This is a genomic window from Allobosea sp. 10L417 (genome assembly GCF_056395485.1).
In genome coordinates this window covers 191300-210585 of sequence record NZ_JBFTJP010000010.1, presented here as the reverse complement: position 1 = coordinate 210585, position 19286 = coordinate 191300, and the positions used below count along the sequence as shown (strand labels likewise).

The window sequence follows — 19286 nt, the reverse complement described above, 5'->3', positions numbered from 1 at the left end:
ACGCGCGAGCCGCTCGGCATCATCGGCATGATCACGCCGTGGAACTTCCCGATCGCGATCCCCGCCTGGAAGATCGCGCCGGCGCTCGCCTGGGGCAATTGCGTGGTCCTGAAGCCGGCCGATCTTGTGCCCGGCTCGGCCTGGGCGCTCGTCGACATCCTCCAGCGCGCCGGCCTGCCGAAGGGCGCGCTCAACCTCGTCATGGGCCGCGGCTCGGTCGTCGGCCAGGCGCTGCTGGAGCACAAGGACGTCACCGCCATTTCCTTCACCGGCTCGGTCGCGACCGGCCGCAAGGTCGCGGCTGCCTGCATCGCCTCCAATCCGATGAAGAAGGTCCAGCTCGAGATGGGTGGCAAGAACCCGCTCGTCGTGCTGGACGATGCCGACCTCAAGACGGCGGTGGAAGTCGCGGTCAACGGTGCCTTCTTCTCCACCGGCCAGCGCTGCACGGCCTCCTCGCGCCTCATCGTCCAGGCCGGCATCCACGACAAGTTTGTCGAGGCCTGCATCGAGCGGCTGAAGGGCGTGGTCGTCGACGACGCCCTGAAGAGCGGCACCCATATCGGCCCGGTGGTCGACCAGGGCCAGCTCGACCAGGACCTGAAATACATCCAGATCGCCAAGGACGAGGGCGGCAAGCTGGTCTTCGGCGGTGAATTGCTGAAGCGCGAGACCCCCGGCTTCTATCTGCAGCCGGCGCTCTTCACCGAGACGACCAACGCCATGCGCATTTCGCGCGAGGAGGTCTTCGGCCCGGTCGCCAACATCGTCCGCGTCAAGGATTATGACGAGGCGCTTGCGGTGGCCAACGACACCGAGTTCGGCCTCTCCTCCGGCATCTGCACGACCTCGCTGAAGCATGCGACGCATTTCAAGCGCAACAGCGAGGCCGGTATGGTGATGGTCAACCTGCCGACGGCGGGCGTCGACTATCACGTGCCGTTCGGCGGCCGGAAGGGCTCCAGCTACGGCCCGCGCGAGCAGGGCGCCTACGCCAAGGAGTTCTACACCACGGTCAAGACGGCCTATACGCTGGCTTGATCGGTTTTTCAGGCGGAAAAGAGAGGGCCGCGCCGCATGGCGCGGCCCTTTTCGTCAGAAGCCTTCCAGCACGATCTTGCCCTTGGCGCGGTTGCTCTCGATCAGGGCCTGTGCGCGCTTGAGGTTTGCCGCGTTGATCGTGCCGAAATGCTCCGCGAACGTCGTGCGGATCGTGCCGGCATCGACGAGGCGCGACACTTCCGTCAGGAGCTTGCCCTGCTCGGCGATGTCGGCGGTCTGGAAGACCGGGCGGGTGAACATCATCTCCCAGTGCAGCGACAGGCTCTTGCGCTTCAGCGGGTTGGCGTCGAGCGTCTTGGGGTCGTCGATCAGGCCCAGCCGGCCCTGCGGCGCCAGAAGCTCGACGATGCCCGCAAGATGCGTGTCGGTATGCGTCGTCGAGAAGACGAAGGCGGGCGCGCCGATGCCGAGCGCGGCGATCTGTTCCGGCAAGGGCTTCGTGTGATCGACGACATGGTGGGCGCCGAGCTGCTTAGCCCAGGCCTGCGTCTCGGGCCGCGAGGCCGTCGCGATCACGGTGATGTCGGTCAGGCGGCGCGCAAGCTGGATCGCGATGGAGCCCACTCCGCCTGCGCCGCCGATGACGAGCAACGCAAATGCCGCGCCCGGCACTGGCTTGCGGATGTCGAGCCGGTCGAACAGCATTTCCCAGGCTGTGATCGAGGTGAGCGGCAGGGCCGCTGCCTCCGCAAAGCTCAGCGTCGCCGGCTTGGGGCCGACGATGCGCTCATCGACGAGATGGAGTTCGGCATTCGAACCGGGCCGATCGATTGCGCCGGCATAGAATACGGCATCGCCCGGCCTGAAGCCCTTCACCTCCGGCCCGACCGCTTTGACGATGCCCGCGGCGTCCCAACCGAGCACATTCGCCTGTCCATCCGTCGGCTGGCTGCGGACGCGGACCTTCGTGTCGACCGGGTTGACCGAGACGGCTTTGACCTCGACCAGCAGATCGCGCCCGGCGGCCACAGGTTCGGGCAATTCCAGATCGATCAGGCTGGTCTCGGCGGCGATGGGTTGTGACTGGCGGTATCCGACGGCGCGCATGGCGTCTCTCCTGCATTGCGATGGAGGTGAAATGCGCATAACTGTCGCATGGCACAAGAACGCACAATTTTAGCTCATAGTGTCGAAAAGGGTACCGTGATGCCGCCGCGTTTCAAGGAGCCGTATTCCTCTGCCGCTTGTCCGGTCGAGGCCACGCTGGGGCTGATCGGTGGCAAGTGGAAAGGGATCGCGCTCTATCACCTGATGGGCGGAACGCTGCGCTTCAGCGAGATCCGCAGGCGGGTTCCCGGCGTGACGCAGCGCATGCTCACGACCCAGCTCCGGGAGCTGGAGGTGGATGGGCTGATCGTCCGCGTCGTCTATCCCGAGGTGCCGCCACGCGTCGAATATAGCCTCTCGGCCAAGGGGCGCACGCTGGAGCCGGTGATCGTGGCACTGAAGGCGTGGGGCGAGGCGCATGCCTGCTCCTCGCAGCCTCGAACGGCGGTGGCCGCGGCGTGAGCGTTCAGCCGACCGGGATGACGTCCACGGCAACGCCGATCTTCTGCGAGCCGGGGCCGATCACCACGCCGTCGAGAGGGGCCACATCGGCATAGTCCCGGCCGATGGCGGTGACGATATGGTCGTCGGCGACGATCAGATCATTGGTCGGGTCGAGGCCGACCCAGCCTGTCTCCGGGCCGCACCAGAGCAACACCCAGGCATGGCTGGCGTCGGACCCTTCGAGGCGTTTTTCGCCGGGCGGCGGGATGGTTCGGATGTAGCCGCTGACATAGGCGGCCGGTAGGCCGAGGCCCCGCAAACCACCGATCATGATATGGGCGAAGTCCTGGCAGACGCCGTGGCGCTGGGCGAAGGCCTCGGCGATGGGCGTGCTGACCTCCGTCGCCTCCGGATCATAGGAGAAGTCGCGCCGGATGCGTGCCATCAGCTCGCTGGCGGCTTCGAGCACCGGTCGCCGCGCGCCAAAGCTCTCGGCCGCATAGGCGATCACCGCCGCAACGGGGGGAACGAGCCGGCTCGGATAGAGGTGATGCGCCGGCGAATCCGGGGCCAGGCTGTTCGATGCCAGCGCGAGCTGCGCGACCTCCTCCCAGTTGCGGGTCAGCCCGGCATGGGGCGGGGCCTGCCGATGCACTTCGATCCGGGCGCGCATCTCCACCTTCAGCTCGCGATGCGGCTTGGTGATCGTGACCGTGGTCATCCGGTTGCCGAAGAAGCATATGCCGTCGCTGCGCTCGGCCGGCCGCGGCGAGATCGAGAGCTCGGCCTTCCGCACGATCTGACCGGGGCCGTCATGCGGCAGGAGTCGCAGGATGCAGCGGGAAAACGGGACCTGGCGGCTGTAGCCGTAGGTGGTGACGTGGCGCAGCTCGTAGATCACGCGATGCCCGTCATCCGCGAGCCTTCGGGGCCGCTGTTCTGGAGGAAATAGCGGTCGGCGATCGCGCTGGAGACGCCCATCAGCAATTGCTCGAACAGCAGGATGCTGGTGCGGTCGAGCCGGCTCGCTTCGGTCGTGCGGCAATCGGCGGCGAGCCGCAGCACCAGCCGGCGCGGCGCTTCCAGCATGCCGTCGTCGGAGAGCGCGGGCAGGGCGGCGATCTCGGCATCGAGCCGTTCGATCTGGAAGGCGACGGAGCGGGGATTGTAGGGGTCGAGCATCACCAGATCGAGCACCGGCTGCAGGCTCGCGCCGAGCAGGTAGCGCGAGCGGTAGGTGATCTGCGAATCCGTCAGGTCGAGCAGGGTGTCGAGGCTGTCACCGGAGGCATGGCTGTCGGCGAATTGCCGGGCGAAGCGGCAGGTCACGATGCCACGCTCTAGGCGCCGGCCGATATCGAGGAAGCGCCAGCCCGCGCCGCGCACCATGTTCTCCTGGCTGAGGCCGGAGAAGGCGGCGAGCGTCTTCAGCGCCCGGTCGGCGCTCTCATAGGTCTCGCCTTCGCTGTGCTTGCGGCCTTCCTCGGGGAGAAGCTGGCGCTGCAGATCGCCGAACAGCCTCCAGGCATCGACCGAAAGGCGCTCGCGGATCACCGAGGCGGTTCGCCGGGCCTCCCGGACCGAAGCGGCGGCCGAACCATAGTCGTCGAGGCTGAAGAGCGCAGCGCGTGCTTGTGCAGCCGGGTCCTTGTGTCCCGCACCGCTCGGGGCGGCTCCCCAGGCGACGAGCATGCCCGCCAGTTGGCGGACGGTCTCGCCGTGGCCCGGCGCCGGATCGGGATCGATCAGCCGGCCGAGCAGGGCCCGCACCAGCCGCAACGTGGCCTCGCCACGCTCCAGATAGCGGCCGAGCCAGAACAGATTGTCGGCGGCGCGGCTCGGCAGCGTGCCGGTCACCCGCCGGATGCTGGTGCGGTCGGGTGTCGGCAGCAGGCTGATCTGCGCCACCGGCTCCTCCGAGGTGATCCAGACATCGCTGGAGCGCACGCCGTTGCGCAGGCTGACTGCGCGCGCATCGGGCTCGTCGGAGATGCGGCAGAAGCCGCCGGGCATCACCTTCCAGCCATCGGGTGTCGCCGCGGCGAAAACACGCAGCGTCATCGGATGGGGTTCGAGGCGCCCGTTCTGGAAGACCGGCATGGTCGAGAGCCGCACCACCTCCTGCCCGACATAGTCCATGCCGCGTGCCTGGATACGCCGGCGCAGCGCCTTCCGCTCGGCCTCGGGCAATTCGGCGGCCACGATGGGCGCCGTATCGAGCCCGCCGCCGGCGCTGCGGAAGGCGGGCGCCACGCTCATCTCGTCGAACCGATCGAGCACCGCCTGGCGCTCCGGCTGCTGGCCGCACCACCAGGTCGCGACATTCGGCAGGATCAGCTCCCCGCCCGTGAGTTGCTCGGCTAAAGCCGGCATGAAGCCCATGAGAGCGCGTGACTCGACCACGCCGGAGCCCAGCCCATTCGCGACATGAACATGGCCTTGGCGGACGGCCTCGACCAGCCCGGCCACACCCAGCGCCGAGCCGGCATTGAGTTCGAGCGGGTCGGCGAAGTCGCCGTCGATACGCCGCCAGATCACGTCGGCGCGCTTCAGCCCGGCGATGGTGCGCACATGGACGCGGCCCTCCCGCATCAGAAGGTCGCCGCCCTCGACCAGCAGGAAGCCGAGATAGCGCGCGAGATAGGCCTGCTCGAAATAGCTCTCGTTGAGCGGGCCGGGGGTGAGCAGGCAGATGCGCGGCTCGACACGCCTGGAGCGCGCAACGAGCCCGGCGCGGAAGCTCTGGAAGAAGGGCGCGAGCCGCTCGATGTTCATGCTGCGGAACATGTCCGGGAAGGCGCGGGCGAGCGCCAGCCGGTTCTCCAGCGCATAGCCGGTGCCGGACGGCGCCTGCGCCCGATCCTGCAGCACCCACCACCGCCCGTCCGGCCCGCGGCCGAGATCGGCGGCGTAGAGCTGGAGCGCGCCGCCGCCGGGCGCGCCATGGAGGGGCCTCAGATAGTCCGGGCTGCCGGTGACGATCGCAGCCGGGAGAAGCCCTTTCGCGATCAGCTCGCCCGGCCCGTAGAGGTCGTCGAGCAATGTCGACAGGATCTCGGCGCGCTGCGTGATGCCTGCCGCGATGACCTGCCACTCCGCCTCGGGAATGACGAGCGGCACATGCGACAGCGGCCACGCGCGCTCGCCGAAGCCCGGATCATTCGCATCGACGTCGCCATGGACGCGATAGGACACGCCGGTGTCGCGGACATGCCGGTCGGCCAGCCCGAAGCGCTGCGACAGCTCGGCCGGCGTCAGCGCGCACCATTCCGACAGGAACGGCTCCCAATGCGGTCTGACCTCACCGGTCTCGTCGATGAATTCGTCGAAGGCGCCGGACAGCGGCCGATAGCCGGCGAGAAGGGCAGCGCGTCGGTCTGCCCTGCTGCGTCCCGTCCGGGTGCGGCCCTGCACTGCCATTCGCTCTGTCAGACCCCCACGCGCTTCCGTTCGACTGATCCCAGTCGAACGGAGATGATTCGCGCCAATATGACTACCGCCTCAGATCCAGCGTGAGCGGAAATTCGGCGCTGCGCTCTTCCGGCGGAATCGCCAGAGCGCCGGGACTATGACCGATCGCTTCGAAGCGCGCGAGCCGTCTTGCTTCGGCTTCATAGGAATTGACCGGGGGTGTCTCGTAATTGCGACCGCCCGGATGCGCGACATGGTAGATGCAGCCGCCAAGCGAGCGTCCGGCCCAGCTATCGACGATGTCGAAGGTGAGCGGCGCATGCACCGGGATCGTCGGGTGAAGGCCCGAGGCCGGCTGCCAGGCCTTGAAGCGCACGGCCGCGATCGCCTCGCCGGAGGCGCCTGTCTCGGTCATCGGTAGCCGCCTGCCATTGCAGGTGATCAGATGACGCCCCGGAACGAATCCCCTCGCCTTCACCTGCAGACGTTCCACCGAGGAATCGACATAGCGCACCGTGCCGCCGATCGCGCCTTCCTCGCCCAGCACATGCCAGGGCTCCAACGCTTGCCGGATCTCGATCTCGACGCCGCCATGCGCGACTTTGCCGAAGAAGGGGAAGCGGAACTCGGCCTGCGCCTCGAACCAGACCGGGTCGAAGGCATAGCCGGCGCGCTTCAGGTCCGCGAGCACCTCGCGGAAATCCTGCCAGACCAGCTCCGGCAGCATGAAGCGGTCGTGCAGCGCGGTGCCCCAGCGCACCAGCTTGCCATCCAGCGGCTCGCGCCAGAACCAGGCGATCAGCGCCCTCAGCAGCAATTGCTGCGCCAGAGACATTCGCGAATCCGGCGGCATCTCGAAGCCGCGGAACTCCAGCAGCCCGAGCCGTCCGGTCGGCCCGTCCGGCGAATAGAGCTTGTCGATGCAGATTTCGGTGCGATGCGTGTTGCCGGAGACATCGACCAGCAGGTTGCGGAACAGCCGGTCGACCAGCCAGAGCGGGATCGGTGCCTCACCCGGTTTCGGCACCTGCGCCAGTGCGATCTCAAGCTCGTAGAGCTGGTCCTGCCGGGCTTCGTCGATGCGCGGCGCCTGGCTGGTCGGGCCGATGAACAGCCCGGAGAACAGGTAGGACAGGGCCGGGTGCCGATTCCAGTAGAGCACGATGCTCTTCAATAGGTCCGGCCGGCGCAGGAAGGGTGAATCAGCTGGCGTCACGCCGCCGAGCACGACATGGTTGCCGCCGCCCGTGCCGGTGTGGCGTCCGTCGACCATGAATTTCTCGGCGCAAAGCCGCGCCTGCCGCGCCTCCTCGTAGACGCCCCGCGTGATCGCCACTGCCTCGCGCCAATCGGTGGCCGGGTGGATGTTGACCTCGATCACGCCGGGGTCGGGCGTGACCTTGATGACATCGAGGCGCGGGTCGAAGGGCGGCGCATAGCCCTCGATATGCACGGGCAGGCCTGTCTCCTCGGCCGCCGTCTCGATCGAGGCGACGAGGTCGAGATAATCCTCCAGCCGCTCGACTGGCGGCAGGAACACGCAAAGCACATTGTCGCGGATCTCGAGGCTGAGCGCGGTGCGCACATGCTCGCCGCCGATCTCCTGCTCGGTGCGCTGCTGGGCTGTACCTGCCACGCCGGGATCGGCCTGGACGGACATTTGTGGCGGCGCTGCGAAGCTGGTCGGGGCCACCGGCGCCGGTGGGCTTCCGGCGCCCGGCGCCGGCGCGGCCTGCGAGACGCCGGCCGGCGGCAGCGGACCACGCGGCTCCGTCGGGTCTTGCGGATGGATATGCGGGTATTCGGCTTTCGGGACTTCGGGGAGGGAGCCGAGCGGCAGTCGATAACCGACCGGCGAGTCGCCCGGCACGAGGAAGAGCTTGCCGCGCCGCAGCCGCCATTTCTCCGAGCGCCAGCGCCGGTCGTTCGCGGCCGCCTGCCAGCGCTGAACCGGGATGACGAAGCCGCGGGGATGGCCGAGACCGAGCTGGAAGACCTGCGCCATCCGCGCCCGCTCCTCGGGATCGGCGAGGCGTGAATCGAGCGGGTCGACATTGTCGGGAAGCTGCGCCTCCTTCAGCAGCCAGTGGCCGGTATCCTCATAGGCCGGGATGACATAGTCGGCGCCGAGGCCGAGATTTTCCGAAAGCTCCCTCGCCAACGCCTCGGCATCCTGGACGGCGGCGCCGGCTTCGAGCTCCCGGTCGCCGCCGGTCCTGGCACCGGGCTCGCGGGCGATGAGGTCGGGGTTGCGCCAGATCGGCTGCCCGTCCCGGCGCCAGTAGAGCGCGAAGGCCCAGCGCGGCAGGCTCTCGCCCGGATACCATTTGCCCTGGCCGTAATGCAGCATCCCTCCGGGCGCGAAGCGCTCGCGCAGGCGCCGGATCAATGCGTCGGCGCGCTCGCGCTTGGTTGGTCCGACCGCGGCGATGTTCCACTCGGCTCCGGTCTGATCGTCGATCGAGACGAAGGTCGGCTCGCCGCCCATGGTGAGCCGAACGTCCTGCGCCTGCAGATCGGCCTCGACCTTCTCGCCGAGCGCGTCCAGCGCCTGCCAGGATTCGTCGGAGAAGGGCAGGGTGATGCGTGGCACCTCGTGCACCCGCGCCACGCTCATCCGGAAGTCGAAGGTCGTCTCGGCATAGCTCGCCACGCCCGAGACCGGCGCGGCCGAGCGGTAATGCGCCGTCGCCGCCAGCGGCAGGTGGCCCTCTCCGGTGAGAAGCCCGGAGGTCGGGTCAAGGCCAACCCAGCCCGCGCCGGGAATATAGACCTCGGCCCAGGCGTGAAGGTCGGTGAAGTCCTTGTCGGTGCCGCGGGGGCCCTCCAGCGGGTCGACGTCGGCCTTCATCTGGATCAGATAGCCGGAGACGAAGCGGGTCGCGAGGCCGAGATGCCTGAACGCCTGGACCAGCAGCCAGCTCGTGTCGCGGCAGGAGCCGGAACGGATCTGGAGCGTGTGCTCCGGTTCCTGCACGCCCGGCTCCATGCGGATGCCATAGGCAATCATCCGCTGCAGCCGTGCGTTGACGTCGACGATGAAGGTGACGGTGTTGACCGGCTCCTTCGGCAATTCGGCGAGGAAGGCTTCGAGTAGCGGCCCGGCCGGCTCCGTCACCAGATAGGGCGCAAGCTCCGCGCGCTGCTCCGGCGTGTAGGCGAAGGGAAAGGTCTCTGCCTCCGCCTCGACGAAGAAGTCGAAGGGATTGATCACCGACAGCTCGGTGACGACGTCGACCTCGATGCGGAATTCCGTGACGGGCTCCGGGAAGACGAAGCGCGCCAGCCAGTTGCCGGCCGGGTCCTGCTGCCAGTTCACGAAATGCTGGGCCGGCGTCACCTTCAGCGAATAGCTGTTGATCGCCGCCCGGCAATGCGGCGCCGGCCGCAGGCGGATGATCTGCGGCCCGAGCGTGACCGGGCGATCATAGGAATAATGGGTGACGTGGTTCAGCGCGGCGATGATGGCCAAGGTTCGGCTCCCCCGGGACGCTGGCAAAGGCGGCAGACCGCCCACCGAGACAGGTTAGCGAGCCGGATCGCATGCGCAAGGCGCCCGGTGGACAGGGTGGCGGCAGGCCGGAGAACCTCTGCCCAAGAGATGTGCATAATGGCGAGCGGATGGACTGCGCTCGGCTGGACAGCCGAGCCCGACTGGTTGCAGATAGCCGGCAAGGAGCCATCGATGGCTCCAGAGACACGAACAACGGGGAAATCGATGCGTCACGTAGCCAAGTTGATGGCGGCTTCGGCCTTTGCGGCCTTGATGTCGACGACGGTCGCCTTCGCGCAGACGCCGAAGGATACGGTCGTCATGGCCAAGCAGATCGACGACATCATCACGCTCGATCCGGCCGAGGCTTTCGAATTCTCCGGCGTGGAGGTCGTCGCGAATGTCTATGACAAGCTGATCAACGTCGATATCGCCAACAACAATGCGCTGGTGCCGGATCTCGCCGAGAGCTGGACCGTCAGCCCCGACAGCCTGACCTACACCTTCAAGCTGCGCAAAGGCGTCAAGTTCCACTCCGGCAACCCGCTGACCGCGGCTGACGTGGTCTACTCCGTCCAGCGCGCGGTCACGCTGAACAAGTCGCCGGGCTTCATCCTGCGCCAGTTCGGCTTCGTCGCCGAGAACGTGCTCGATAAGGTCAAGGCTCTCGACGAGAACACCGTCCAGATCACCGTCTCCAAGCCCTTCGCGCCGACCTTCTTCTACAACTGCCTGACCTCCGGCGTGGCTTCGATCGTCGATTCCAAGCTGGTCAAGGCCAATGAGAAGGACGGCGACTGGGGCAACGCCTGGCTGAAACTCAATTCCGCCGGATCCGGCGCCTACAAGGTCCGCGCCTACCGCCCGAATGAGCAGTACACGCTCGACGCCAACGAGAGCTGGTACAAGGGCGCGCCGAAGAGCAAGCGCATTGTCGTGCGCCATGTCGCCGAGCCGGCTTCGCAGCGTCTGCTCGTCGAGAAGGGCGACGCCGATATCGCCCGCAACCTCTCCAAGGATCAGCTCGCTGCGGTCAAGAGCAACGACGCGATCAAGATCGTCCAGGGCGACAAGGGATACATCCTCTATCTCGGCCTGAACCAGAAGAACCCGAACCTAGCCAAGCCCGAGGTGCGCGAAGCGCTGAAGCTGCTGGTCGATTACGCCTCGATCGAGAAAAACATCCTCGAAGGCACCTACAGGGGCCACGAATCCTTCCTGCCGCAGGGGTTCCTGGGCGCGATCTCGGACAAGCCCTACCAGCTGAACCTCGCCAAGGCGAAGGAACTGCTCGCCAAGGCCGGTCTGGCCAACGGCTTCACCGTCACCATGGACACCCGTTCGGTTGCGCCGATCACCGATATCGCCCAGGCGATCCAGGCGACTTGGGCCCAGGCCGGCGTCAAGCTCGAGATCATCCCGGGCGACGGCAAGCAGACCCTGACCAAGTACCGCGCCCGCACCCACGACATCTATATCGGCCAGTGGGGCCCGGACTATCTCGACCCGCACACCAATGCCGAGACCTTCGCCATCAACGAGGACAATGGCGAGGAGGCGAAGTCGAAGACGCTGGCCTGGCGCAATGCCTGGGATATCCCGGACATGACCAAGATCACGCAGGGCGCGGTGCTGGAAGCTGACGCGGCCAAGCGCAAGGCGACCTATGAAACGCTGCAGCGCGAGCATCAGAAGGTCTCGCCCTTCGTCATCATGTTCCAGCAGATCGAGGTCTCGGCCGAGCGCAAGAACGTGAACGGCTGGGTCATCGGCCCGAGCTCGGACACCAATTTCTACGCGACCATCGTCAAGAACTAAGTTCCGTGACGCAGGAGACCCGCCCTGGCCCTCGGCCTCGGCGGGTCTTTGCGTTCCCGTAGAATACGCTGCCGGCGTGACCCGCCCGGCCAGGAGAGACCGTTGCTCATGACGATCAGGAACGGAGGCGAGGCATGACGGCCGTGACGCAGGCGCCAGCCCGCAAGAGCGCCTCGCCGGGAAGGCTGGGCCGTTGGGGCCGCGCGCTCTCGCGCGAGCTGACGACCGTGGTCATCACCATGTTCGGCCTGCTGCTCGTCACCTTCTTCATCGCCCGGGTCATCCCGATCGATCCGGTGCTCGCCGTCGTCGGCGACAATGCCCGTCCCGAGACCTATGAGGCGGCGCGCATCGAGCTCGGCCTCGACAAGCCGCTCTGGCAGCAATTCGCGATCTATATCGGCAAGGTCTTCACCGGAAATCTCGGCACCTCCGTGCTGACCTCCAACCCCGTTACCGAGGATATCAAGCGCGTTTTCCCGGCGACGCTGGAACTTGCCACGCTCGGCACGTTGATCGGCGTCCTCATCGGCGTTCCGCTCGGCATCCTCGCCGCCGTCAACCAGGGCCGCTGGCAGGATCAGGTTGCCCGCGTCGTCGGTCTCGTCGGCTATTCCGTGCCGGTCTTCTGGATCGGCCTGATGGCGCTGCTGCTGTTCTACGCCAAGCTCGGCTGGGTTTCCGGGCCGGGCCGCATCTCCGTGGTCTGGCAGGATATCGTCACCACCCGCACAGGCGTCATCATGATCGACGCGGCGCTCGAAGGCGAATGGGAAGCCTTCTGGGACGCATTCTCGCACCTGATCCTGCCGGCGCTCGTCCTCGGCCTGCTGTCGGTCGCCTATATCAGCCGCATGACCCGCAGCTTCATGATCAGCGAGCTGCAGCAGCAATACGTCATCGCGGCCCGCGTGAAGGGTGTCTCGGAAACCGCCGTGATCTGGCGCCACGCCCTGCGCAACGCCGCGGTGCCGCTCTTCACCGTGATCGCGCTCTCCTACATGCACCTGCTCGAAGGCTCGGTGCTGACCGAGACGATCTTCGCCTGGCCGGGGCTCGGCCGCTATCTCACCAACGCGCTGCTCAACGCCGACATGAACGCTGTGCTTGGCGGCACGCTGGTGGTCGGCGTCGTCTTCATCGCGGTCAACCTGCTGACCGACATCATCGGCCGGTTGGCCGATCCGCGTGTGCGCTGAGGAGGCGGATATGAGCGACACTTCCTCCGCCGGCCTGCATGCTTGGCTGATCAGCGATTCGCCGGCATCGCGCCGCCAGGCCCGCCTCGGCCAGCTCTACCGGCAATGGCTCGCCTTCAGGCGCAATCCGATGGCAGTGGCGGGCCTCGCCATCATCGTCCTGCTGCTGCTGCTGGCCGCCTTCGCGCCGCTGATCGCACCGTTCGACCCGCTTGCGCAGGCACTCGACAAGCGGCTGCTGCCGCCGTCCGCGACCAACTGGTTCGGCACCGACGCGCTCGGGCGCGACATCTTCAGCCGCATCGTCTACGGCACGCGCATCACGCTGGTCATCGTGCTGCTGGTCGTGGTGACGGTCGGTCCCTTCGGCCTGCTGATCGGCGCAGTCTCCGGCTATTTCGGCGGCTGGGTCGACCGGTTGCTGATGCGCATCACCGACGTTTTCCTCGCCTTCCCGCGCCTTGTGCTGGCGCTGGCCTTCGTCGCGGCGCTCGGCCCCGGCATCGTCAACGCGATCATCGCCATCGCGATCACAACCTGGCCGCCCTATGCGCGCGTCGCCCGCGCCGAGACCATGGTGATCCGCAACCAGGATTACATCGAGGCGATGCGCCTGCAGGGCGCCTCGCGCGCCCGCATCATCTGGAAGCATGTCGTGCCGATGTGCATGCCTTCGCTGATCGTGCGCACCACCTTCGACATGGCCGGCATCATCCTGACCGCGGCGGGGCTCGGCTTCCTCGGTCTCGGCGCGCAGCCGCCGATGCCGGAATGGGGCGCGATGATCTCCGCTGGCCGCGAGCAGATCTTCGACCAATGGTGGGTCGCGACCTTCCCGGGCCTCGCGATCTGTGTTGTCGCGCTCGGCTTCAATCTGCTCGGCGACGGGCTCCGCGACGTCATGGATGCGAGGTAACGTCATGACGAGCGAGCAGCCTCTTCTCGAGGTCGACAATCTCAAGGTCGACTTCCACACGCCGACCGGCATCGTCCGGGCCGTGCGTGGCCTTTCCTTCAAGCTGGGGCGCGAGCGCCTCGGCATCGTGGGCGAGTCCGGCTCCGGCAAGTCGATGACCGGCCGGGCGATCCTCGATCTCATTCCACACCCCGGCGTCGTCAGTGCCGATGGCATGCGCTTCCGCGGCCAGGACCTGACGGCGATGGACAAGGGCATCAGGCGCAAGCTGCGCGGCCGCCACATCTCCATGGTGATGCAGGACCCGAAATTCTCGCTGAACCCGGTCCAGACCGTCGGCAGCCAGATCGCCGAGGCCTATCGCATCCACCGCAAGGCCGGTTCTCGCGAGGCGCGGGAGCGCAGCCTCGCCATGCTGGAATCCGTGCAGATCCGCGATCCCGCTCGCGTCTACGACCTCTATCCGCACGAGGTTTCGGGCGGCATGGGCCAGCGCGTGATGATCGCGATGATGCTGATCGCCGAGCCCGAGATCCTGATCGCCGATGAGCCGACCTCGGCACTCGACGTCACCGTGCAACTCCAGATCCTGAAGATCCTCGACGATCTCGTGACCGAGCGCGGCATGGGGCTGATTTTCATCAGCCATGACCTGCATCTCGTGCAGTCCTTCTGCGACCGGGTCATCGTTATGTATGGCGGCAAGGTCATGGAGACGCTGCCGGCGGCCGAGCTTGCCGACGCCTCCACGCGCAGCCGCCGCCATCCCTATACGCTCGGCCTGCTCGAATGCCTGCCGGACCTCGACCATCCCCGGGCGAAGCTCTCCACCCTCAACCGCGACCCGGCCTGGCTGGCATGACAAACGCTGCGATCTCCGTCGACAAGCTCAACGTGTCCTTCGGCGACTCCCATGTCGTGAAGGACCTTTCATTCGAGGTGCGCAAGGGCGAGAGCTACGGCCTCGTCGGCGAGTCCGGTTCCGGTAAATCGACCGTGCTGCGCGTGCTCTCGGGCCTCAATCGCGACTGGAGCGGTTCGGCCACGATCGAAGGCGCCGTGCAGCCCAAGGTCCGGGACAAGGCCTTCTACCGCCATGTCCAGATGGTCTTCCAGGACCCCTACGGCTCGCTTCACCCGAAAAAGACCGTGGACGACACGCTGGCCGAGCCGTTGGCGATCCACGGTGCCCGTGATGCCGAAGCGCGCATCGGCAAGGCCCTCTCCGATGTCGGCCTGCCGGCCTCCTTCCGCTTCCGTTATCCGCATCAGCTTTCGGGCGGCCAGCGCCAGCGCGTCGCCATCGCCCGCGCTCTGGTGCTCGAACCCTCGATCCTGTTGTTGGACGAGCCGACCTCGGCGCTCGACGTCTCCATTCAGGCCGAGGTGCTCAATCTGCTCGCTGCGCTCAGGCAGGAGCGCAAGCTGACCTACATCCTCGTCAGCCACGATCTCGCCGTCGTCGGACATATGTGCGAGCGGCTGCTCGTCATGCAGTTCGGCCGCGCCGTCGAGGAAATGACCGTCGGGACGCTTGCCGCGCGTCAGCCGCAGACGGCCTACGCCAAGCAATTGCTGGCGGCGAGCGCGGGCTTCCGCCGCGCGGGCTGAGCAGCGAGGGGATCGGCCCTGCGCCGTTCCCTCTTTGCAGCACGGCAAAACCGTCTCACTCTAGTCGCAGCCTTGCGTTAGCTGCTTCGCGTCCGGATCGAAGCTTGGCCGGACTGCAAGGCTTCGCGCCGGTCCAGCGAACCGGCACCGCCTGACGGAGTTACAGGACTTATGGACGCCATCGTCGACAACCCGCTTCGGCCCGAGAGCATTCCCGAGCGGACACCGGTCCCGCCCTTCGATCTCGTGATCTTCGGCGCCGGCGGCGATCTCGCTTTGCGCAAGCTTTTCCCGGCTCTCGCCCAGCGCAATCGCGAGGGCGTACTACCCGGCGAAAGCCGCATCTTCGCCGTCGTCCGCAAGGAGGAGGATGTCGAAGGGCTGCCCAAGCAAATCGCGAAGCGGCTCCATGAGGAGGGAATTCCGAAAGAGCAGGTCGAACCATTCCTGCGCCGGTTGACGATGGTCATGCTCGATGCGGTCCAGCCCGAGACCTACAAGGCCTTGAAGCAGGCGCTGGGCGAGAGCGAGCGCGTGCGCTCCTTCTATCTCTCGACCCCGCCTGACCTCTTTATCCCGATCTGCGAGAACCTCGCCAAGGCGGACATTCTGACGCCGACCTCGCGTGTCATCCTGGAGAAGCCGCTCGGCCGCGATCTCGCCTCGGCGCGGCAGATCAACGATGCCGTCGCGCGCATCCTGCCGGAAAGCCGCACCTACCGGATCGACCATTATCTCGGCAAGGAGACGGTGCAGAACCTGCTCGTCCTGCGCTTCGCCAACACGCTGTTCGAACGCTCTTGGTCGAGCCGGGACATCGACCATGTCCAGATCACCGTAGCCGAGACCGTGGGGCTGGAGCAGCGCGCCGGCTATTACGACAAGGCCGGGCATATGCGCGACATGGTGCAGAACCATCTCATGCAATTGCTGACCCTCTTCGCCATCGAGCCACCGAACATGCTGGAGTCCGGGGCGGTTCGCGAGGAGAAGATCAAGGTGCTGAAGGCGCTGCGCCCCATCGTAGGCCCGGACGTCCAGCGCTACACCGTGCGCGGCCAGTACGGGCCGGGCCAGATCGACGGCCAGCGCGTCCGCGGCTATGCCGAAGAACTCGGCCACGGCTCGAACACCGAGACCTTCGTCGCCATTCGCTGCGAAGTCGATAATTGGCGCTGGGCCGGCGTGCCGATCTATCTGCGCACAGGCAAGCGCATGGCGCAGCGCTATTCCGAGATCGCCGTCACCTTCAAGCCGGTGCCGCATTCGATCTTCGGCAACGGCAGCTGCGACAGGCTCGATGCCAACCGCCTCTTCATCCGCCTGCAGCCGAACGACGGCGTCCAGCTCCAGCTGATGATGAAGGTGCCGGGCTCAGGGCGTCTCAAGATCGTGCCGCGCCAGCTCGACCTGCGTTATTCCACCGCCTTCGACGAGCGCACGCCGGATGCCTATGAGCGCCTGCTGACCGATGTGATCCGCGGCGACCAGACTCTGTTCATGCACCGCGACGAGGTCGAGCAGGCCTGGGCCTGGGTCGATCCGATCATTGCCGGCTGGCAGGACTACTATCCGCATCCGCATCGCTACGCCGCGGGCTCCTGGGGGCCGTCGCAGGCGATCGGCCTGATCGAGCGCGACGGCCGCTCCTGGGCCGATCCGGATTTCGTCTGATGGCGGCCGGCCCGCTCGCTTGGCACCGATTCGCGACGCTGGCCGATGCCTCGGAGGCCTTGGCCGAGACCGTCGCGGTGCGGCTGGCGCAAGTGCTCGCCGAGAAGGGCCGGGCGCTGCTCGCCGTGCCCGGCGGCACGACGCCGGCACGCTTTCTCGCGGCGCTCGGACAGCACGATCTCCCATGGAATGATGTCACGTTGCTGCCGACCGACGAGCGCTTCGTCGCGGCCGATGACGAGGCATCGAACGAGCGCATGATCCGTGCGCAATTCGCACCGCTTGCGGACGGACGCGCCGAGTTCCTCTCTTTCCATGGACGTGGCAGCGACATCGAGGCGGCCGCGGCCCTGCTATGCGCGGAGCTGGCAGCACTTCCGCCGCTCGATCTGCTGGTCAGCGGGATGGGAGCGGATGGGCATATCGCTTCACTCTTCCCCGGCGCCGAAGCCACCTTCGATGCCGTGCCGGACAGCGGCATCGTCGTGGCCCGCCCGCCGGGTTTGCCGCCCCGGCTGTCGCTTTCGCCAGTGCGCCTCCGCGGTGCAGGTTGGGCGAGCCTGCTCGTTTCCGGGGGCGCCAAGGAAGCGGTGCTGAAGGAGGAGGCCGCCCGCAAGGCGCCGCTGCCGGTCGATATGCTGCTTGGCCGGGAGCAGGGGCTCGACGTCTACTGGGCGAAGGAGTAGAGCCCGGTCATCCGTTCAAATCGATTGAAAGATGAAGCCATGGACGAGACTGCCGCCATTGCCCGGTTGAAGAGCTGCGGCGTGATCCCCGTCGTCGTGATCGAGGATGCCTCGCGGGCCGTCGATCTCGCCCATGCGCTGGTCGCCGGCGGCATCGATGTGGTCGAGGTCACGCTGCGCCGCCCGGCCGCGATGGAGGCGCTCGCTGCCATCGCGAAGTCGGTCCCGAAAGCGCTGCCCGTCGCCGGCACGGTCGTCACGCCCGCGCAGGCCGCGCAGGTCAAGGATGCCGGCGCGCAGGCCGTGGTCAGCCCCGGCTTCAGCGAGAGCGTCGATGAAGCCCTGCGCAAGGTGGACCTGCCGTGGCTGCCGGGTGTCGCCACTGCTTCCGATTGCATGCGCGCCGTTGCGGCAGGCCGCACCACCGCCAAGTTCTTCCCGGCAGAGCAGGCCGGCGGCCCACCGGCCCTGAAGGCGCTTTCCGGCCCGTTTCCGCAGATGAGCTTCTGCCCGACCGGCGGCGTCGGCCTCAAGAACCTTGGCGACTATCTCGCTCTGCCGCAGGTAATCTGCGTCGGCGGCTCCTGGCTCGTGCCGGCCGATGCGATCGCAGCCGGCGACTGGAACCGCATCACCACCTTGGCGCGCGAGGCGAAGGAAGCCTTCCTGAAGGCACGGGCCTGACCCGGCCGCACACGCGTAGGCCGTGCGTCATTCTCGGGCGGAGCGAAGCGCAAACCCGAGAAGTTCCGGCAGGATGCGGCGCTGGAGTCTCTTTCGGCACGAGATGCTCGGGCCAAGCCCGAGCATGACGCGACCTACGCCAGCTTCTCCCGCACCATCTCCGCGATCGCCAGCGAGCTCGTCAGCCCCGGGCTTTCGATGCCGAGCAGATTGACGAGGTCCGGTACGCCATGAAACTCGGGACCGTCGATGCGGAAATCCGGCATCGGTTCGGTCGGCCCATGCAGCTTCGGCCGGATGCCGGCATAGTCGGCGACGAGCGCACCGTCCGGCAGTGCAGGCCAATAGGTCCGGATCGCAGCGTAGAACTTCTCCGCCCGCTTGGGATCGACGACGAGATCCTGGTCGTTTTCTACCCACTCGACATCGGGACCGAACTTGACCCGCCCGCCCATGTCGATGGTGGCGTGGATGCCGAGGCCGGCAGCTTCCGGCACCGGGTAGACAAGATGCTTGAAGGGTTGCTTGCCGGTCAGGGCGAAGTAGTTGCCCTTGGCATAGTGTTGGACCGGCACATGCTCGGCCGGAAAGCCTTCGAGCAGGCCCAGCAGCTTCGGTGCACCATGTCCCGCTGAATTGATGACGGTGCGCGCGGTATAGGTCGCCGGATCGGCGCCGCCGAAATCGACGCTGAAGCCTTCCGCCTCGCGCCGCCAGCCGGTGATCGGCGTGTTGAGCGCGAGCGAACCGCCGGCCGCCTCGCACTCGCCAAGCAGCGAGAGCATCAGCGCATGGCTGTCGACCACACCGGTCTCGGGTGAGAGCAGGGCGATCTCGCAGCGCACCTCCGGCTCCATCGCTTTCGCATCAGTGCCGGAGAGCCAGCGCAGCGAATTGACGCCGGACGCCTGCGCGCGGGCCATGATCGTCTCCAGGGCCGGCTTCTGGGCCTCGGAAGTGGCGACGATCAGCTTGCCGCAGGCTTTGTGCGGCAGGCCACGCTCTTGCAGGTAGCGGTAGAGTTTGCTGCGGCCCGCGACGCAGACGCGGGCCTTCAGCGAGCCGGGGGGATAATAGATTCCAGCATGGATGACCTCGGAATTGCGTGCCGAGGTCTGGGTGCCGATGCCCTCGGCAGCCTCGGCGATGACGACCTCGCGCCCGGCCAGCGCCAGCTCGCGGGCAACCGCGAGGCCGACGACGCCGGCCCCGATCACAAGGCAATCGATGTCGCTCATCTT

The 19286-nt window shown here is 67.0% G+C and carries 15 protein-coding genes; 10 read left to right on the top strand and 5 right to left on the bottom strand.

Annotation, left to right across the window (positions count from 1 at the left end; genetic code table 11):
- On the top strand, positions 1-1041 hold a 1041-nt coding region (locus AC1DE3_RS22455; RefSeq protein ID WP_476780551.1), incomplete at its 5' end, for an aldehyde dehydrogenase family protein.
- Between the two features lie 54 nt (positions 1042-1095).
- Here AC1DE3_RS22455 and AC1DE3_RS22450 read toward each other — a convergent pair.
- Positions 1096-2109 (bottom strand): zinc-binding alcohol dehydrogenase family protein, encoded by a 1014-nt coding sequence (locus tag AC1DE3_RS22450; RefSeq protein WP_441510812.1) that lies wholly within the window; start codon positions 2107-2109, stop codon positions 1096-1098.
- Positions 2110-2208: 99 nt separating this feature from the next.
- Between AC1DE3_RS22450 and AC1DE3_RS22445 the strand changes: the two genes are divergently transcribed.
- Positions 2209-2571 (top strand): winged helix-turn-helix transcriptional regulator, encoded by a 363-nt coding sequence (locus AC1DE3_RS22445; protein ID WP_441510813.1) that lies wholly within the window; start codon positions 2209-2211, stop codon positions 2569-2571.
- A 4-nt stretch (positions 2572-2575) separates the two neighbouring features.
- Here AC1DE3_RS22445 and AC1DE3_RS22440 read toward each other — a convergent pair whose 3' ends face one another.
- From AC1DE3_RS22440 to AC1DE3_RS22430, 3 genes are all read right to left on the bottom strand, one after another.
- Complete coding sequence (locus AC1DE3_RS22440) at positions 2576-3454, bottom strand: transglutaminase family protein (RefSeq protein WP_441510814.1); 879 nt, start codon at positions 3452-3454, stop codon at positions 2576-2578.
- The gene (locus AC1DE3_RS22435; protein WP_441510815.1) at positions 3451-5973 is read right to left on the bottom strand and encodes a circularly permuted type 2 ATP-grasp protein; all 2523 of its coding nucleotides are present in this window, start codon (positions 5971-5973) and stop codon (positions 3451-3453) included. The genes AC1DE3_RS22440 and AC1DE3_RS22435 overlap by 4 nt, the downstream gene beginning before the upstream one ends.
- A gap of 73 nt (positions 5974-6046) precedes the next feature.
- Positions 6047-9436 (bottom strand): transglutaminase family protein, encoded by a 3390-nt coding sequence (locus AC1DE3_RS22430; protein WP_476852793.1) that lies wholly within the window; start codon positions 9434-9436, stop codon positions 6047-6049.
- 246 nt (positions 9437-9682) lie between these two features.
- On the opposite strand from AC1DE3_RS22430, the gene AC1DE3_RS22425 reads away from it, so the two are divergent.
- The 8 genes from AC1DE3_RS22425 to eda all read left to right on the top strand — a co-directional run bounded on the left by AC1DE3_RS22425 (position 9683) and on the right by eda (position 18045).
- Positions 9683-11275 (top strand): ABC transporter substrate-binding protein, encoded by a 1593-nt coding sequence (locus tag AC1DE3_RS22425; RefSeq protein WP_441510817.1) that lies wholly within the window; start codon positions 9683-9685, stop codon positions 11273-11275.
- Positions 11276-11409: 134 nt separating this feature from the next.
- Complete coding sequence (locus tag AC1DE3_RS22420) at positions 11410-12474, top strand: ABC transporter permease (RefSeq protein WP_441510818.1); 1065 nt, start codon at positions 11410-11412, stop codon at positions 12472-12474.
- A 10-nt stretch (positions 12475-12484) separates the two neighbouring features.
- Positions 12485-13390, top strand: coding sequence for a nickel transporter permease (gene nikC / locus AC1DE3_RS22415; RefSeq protein WP_441510819.1), 906 nt, complete (start codon positions 12485-12487; stop codon positions 13388-13390).
- 4 nt (positions 13391-13394) lie between these two features.
- A complete protein-coding gene (locus AC1DE3_RS22410; RefSeq protein WP_441510820.1) occupies positions 13395-14252 on the top strand; it encodes an ABC transporter ATP-binding protein in 858 nt (285 codons plus the stop codon).
- Complete coding sequence (locus AC1DE3_RS22405; RefSeq protein WP_441510821.1) at positions 14249-15001, top strand: ABC transporter ATP-binding protein; 753 nt, start codon at positions 14249-14251, stop codon at positions 14999-15001. The genes AC1DE3_RS22410 and AC1DE3_RS22405 overlap by 4 nt, the downstream gene beginning before the upstream one ends.
- Positions 15002-15172: 171 nt before the next feature.
- Positions 15173-16675 carry a glucose-6-phosphate dehydrogenase gene (zwf, locus tag AC1DE3_RS22400; protein WP_441510822.1) on the top strand — a complete coding sequence of 501 codons (1503 nt, stop codon included), beginning with the start codon at positions 15173-15175 and terminating at the stop codon, positions 16673-16675.
- Positions 16675-17361, top strand: a complete 687-nt coding sequence (locus tag AC1DE3_RS22395; RefSeq protein WP_441510823.1) for a 6-phosphogluconolactonase — start codon at positions 16675-16677, stop codon at positions 17359-17361. The genes zwf and AC1DE3_RS22395 overlap by 1 nt, the downstream gene beginning before the upstream one ends.
- 39 nt (positions 17362-17400) lie before the next feature.
- Positions 17401-18045, top strand: coding sequence for a bifunctional 4-hydroxy-2-oxoglutarate aldolase/2-dehydro-3-deoxy-phosphogluconate aldolase (eda, locus tag AC1DE3_RS22390; protein ID WP_476780554.1), 645 nt, complete (start codon positions 17401-17403; stop codon positions 18043-18045).
- Between the two features lie 134 nt (positions 18046-18179).
- Here eda and AC1DE3_RS22385 read toward each other — a convergent pair whose 3' ends face one another.
- Positions 18180-19283: an NAD(P)/FAD-dependent oxidoreductase gene (locus AC1DE3_RS22385; protein ID WP_441510825.1), complete on the bottom strand. Its 1104-nt coding sequence runs from the start codon at positions 19281-19283 to the stop codon at positions 18180-18182.
- Between the last annotated feature and the right edge of the window lie 3 nt (positions 19284-19286).

Excerpts from the sequence above, each read along its gene's own strand:
- AC1DE3_RS22405 (WP_441510821.1), top strand. The coding sequence starts at position 14,249 with ATGACAAACGCTGCGATCTCCGTCGACAAGCTCAACGTGTCCTTCGGC.
- AC1DE3_RS22445 (WP_441510813.1), top strand. The coding sequence starts at position 2,209 with ATGCCGCCGCGTTTCAAGGAGCCGTATTCCTCTGCCGCTTGTCCGGTC.
- zwf (WP_441510822.1), top strand. The coding sequence starts at position 15,173 with ATGGACGCCATCGTCGACAACCCGCTTCGGCCCGAGAGCATTCCCGAG.
- AC1DE3_RS22435 (WP_441510815.1), bottom strand. The coding sequence starts at position 5,973 with ATGGCAGTGCAGGGCCGCACCCGGACGGGACGCAGCAGGGCAGACCGA.
- AC1DE3_RS22425 (WP_441510817.1), top strand. The coding sequence starts at position 9,683 with ATGCGTCACGTAGCCAAGTTGATGGCGGCTTCGGCCTTTGCGGCCTTG.
- nikC (WP_441510819.1), top strand. The coding sequence starts at position 12,485 with ATGAGCGACACTTCCTCCGCCGGCCTGCATGCTTGGCTGATCAGCGAT.
- AC1DE3_RS22420 (WP_441510818.1), top strand. The coding sequence starts at position 11,410 with ATGACGGCCGTGACGCAGGCGCCAGCCCGCAAGAGCGCCTCGCCGGGA.
- AC1DE3_RS22395 (WP_441510823.1), top strand. The coding sequence starts at position 16,675 with ATGGCGGCCGGCCCGCTCGCTTGGCACCGATTCGCGACGCTGGCCGAT.
- AC1DE3_RS22410 (WP_441510820.1), top strand. The coding sequence starts at position 13,395 with ATGACGAGCGAGCAGCCTCTTCTCGAGGTCGACAATCTCAAGGTCGAC.
- AC1DE3_RS22385 (WP_441510825.1), bottom strand. The coding sequence starts at position 19,283 with ATGAGCGACATCGATTGCCTTGTGATCGGGGCCGGCGTCGTCGGCCTC.
- eda (WP_476780554.1), top strand. The coding sequence starts at position 17,401 with ATGGACGAGACTGCCGCCATTGCCCGGTTGAAGAGCTGCGGCGTGATC.
- AC1DE3_RS22450 (WP_441510812.1), bottom strand. The coding sequence starts at position 2,109 with ATGCGCGCCGTCGGATACCGCCAGTCACAACCCATCGCCGCCGAGACC.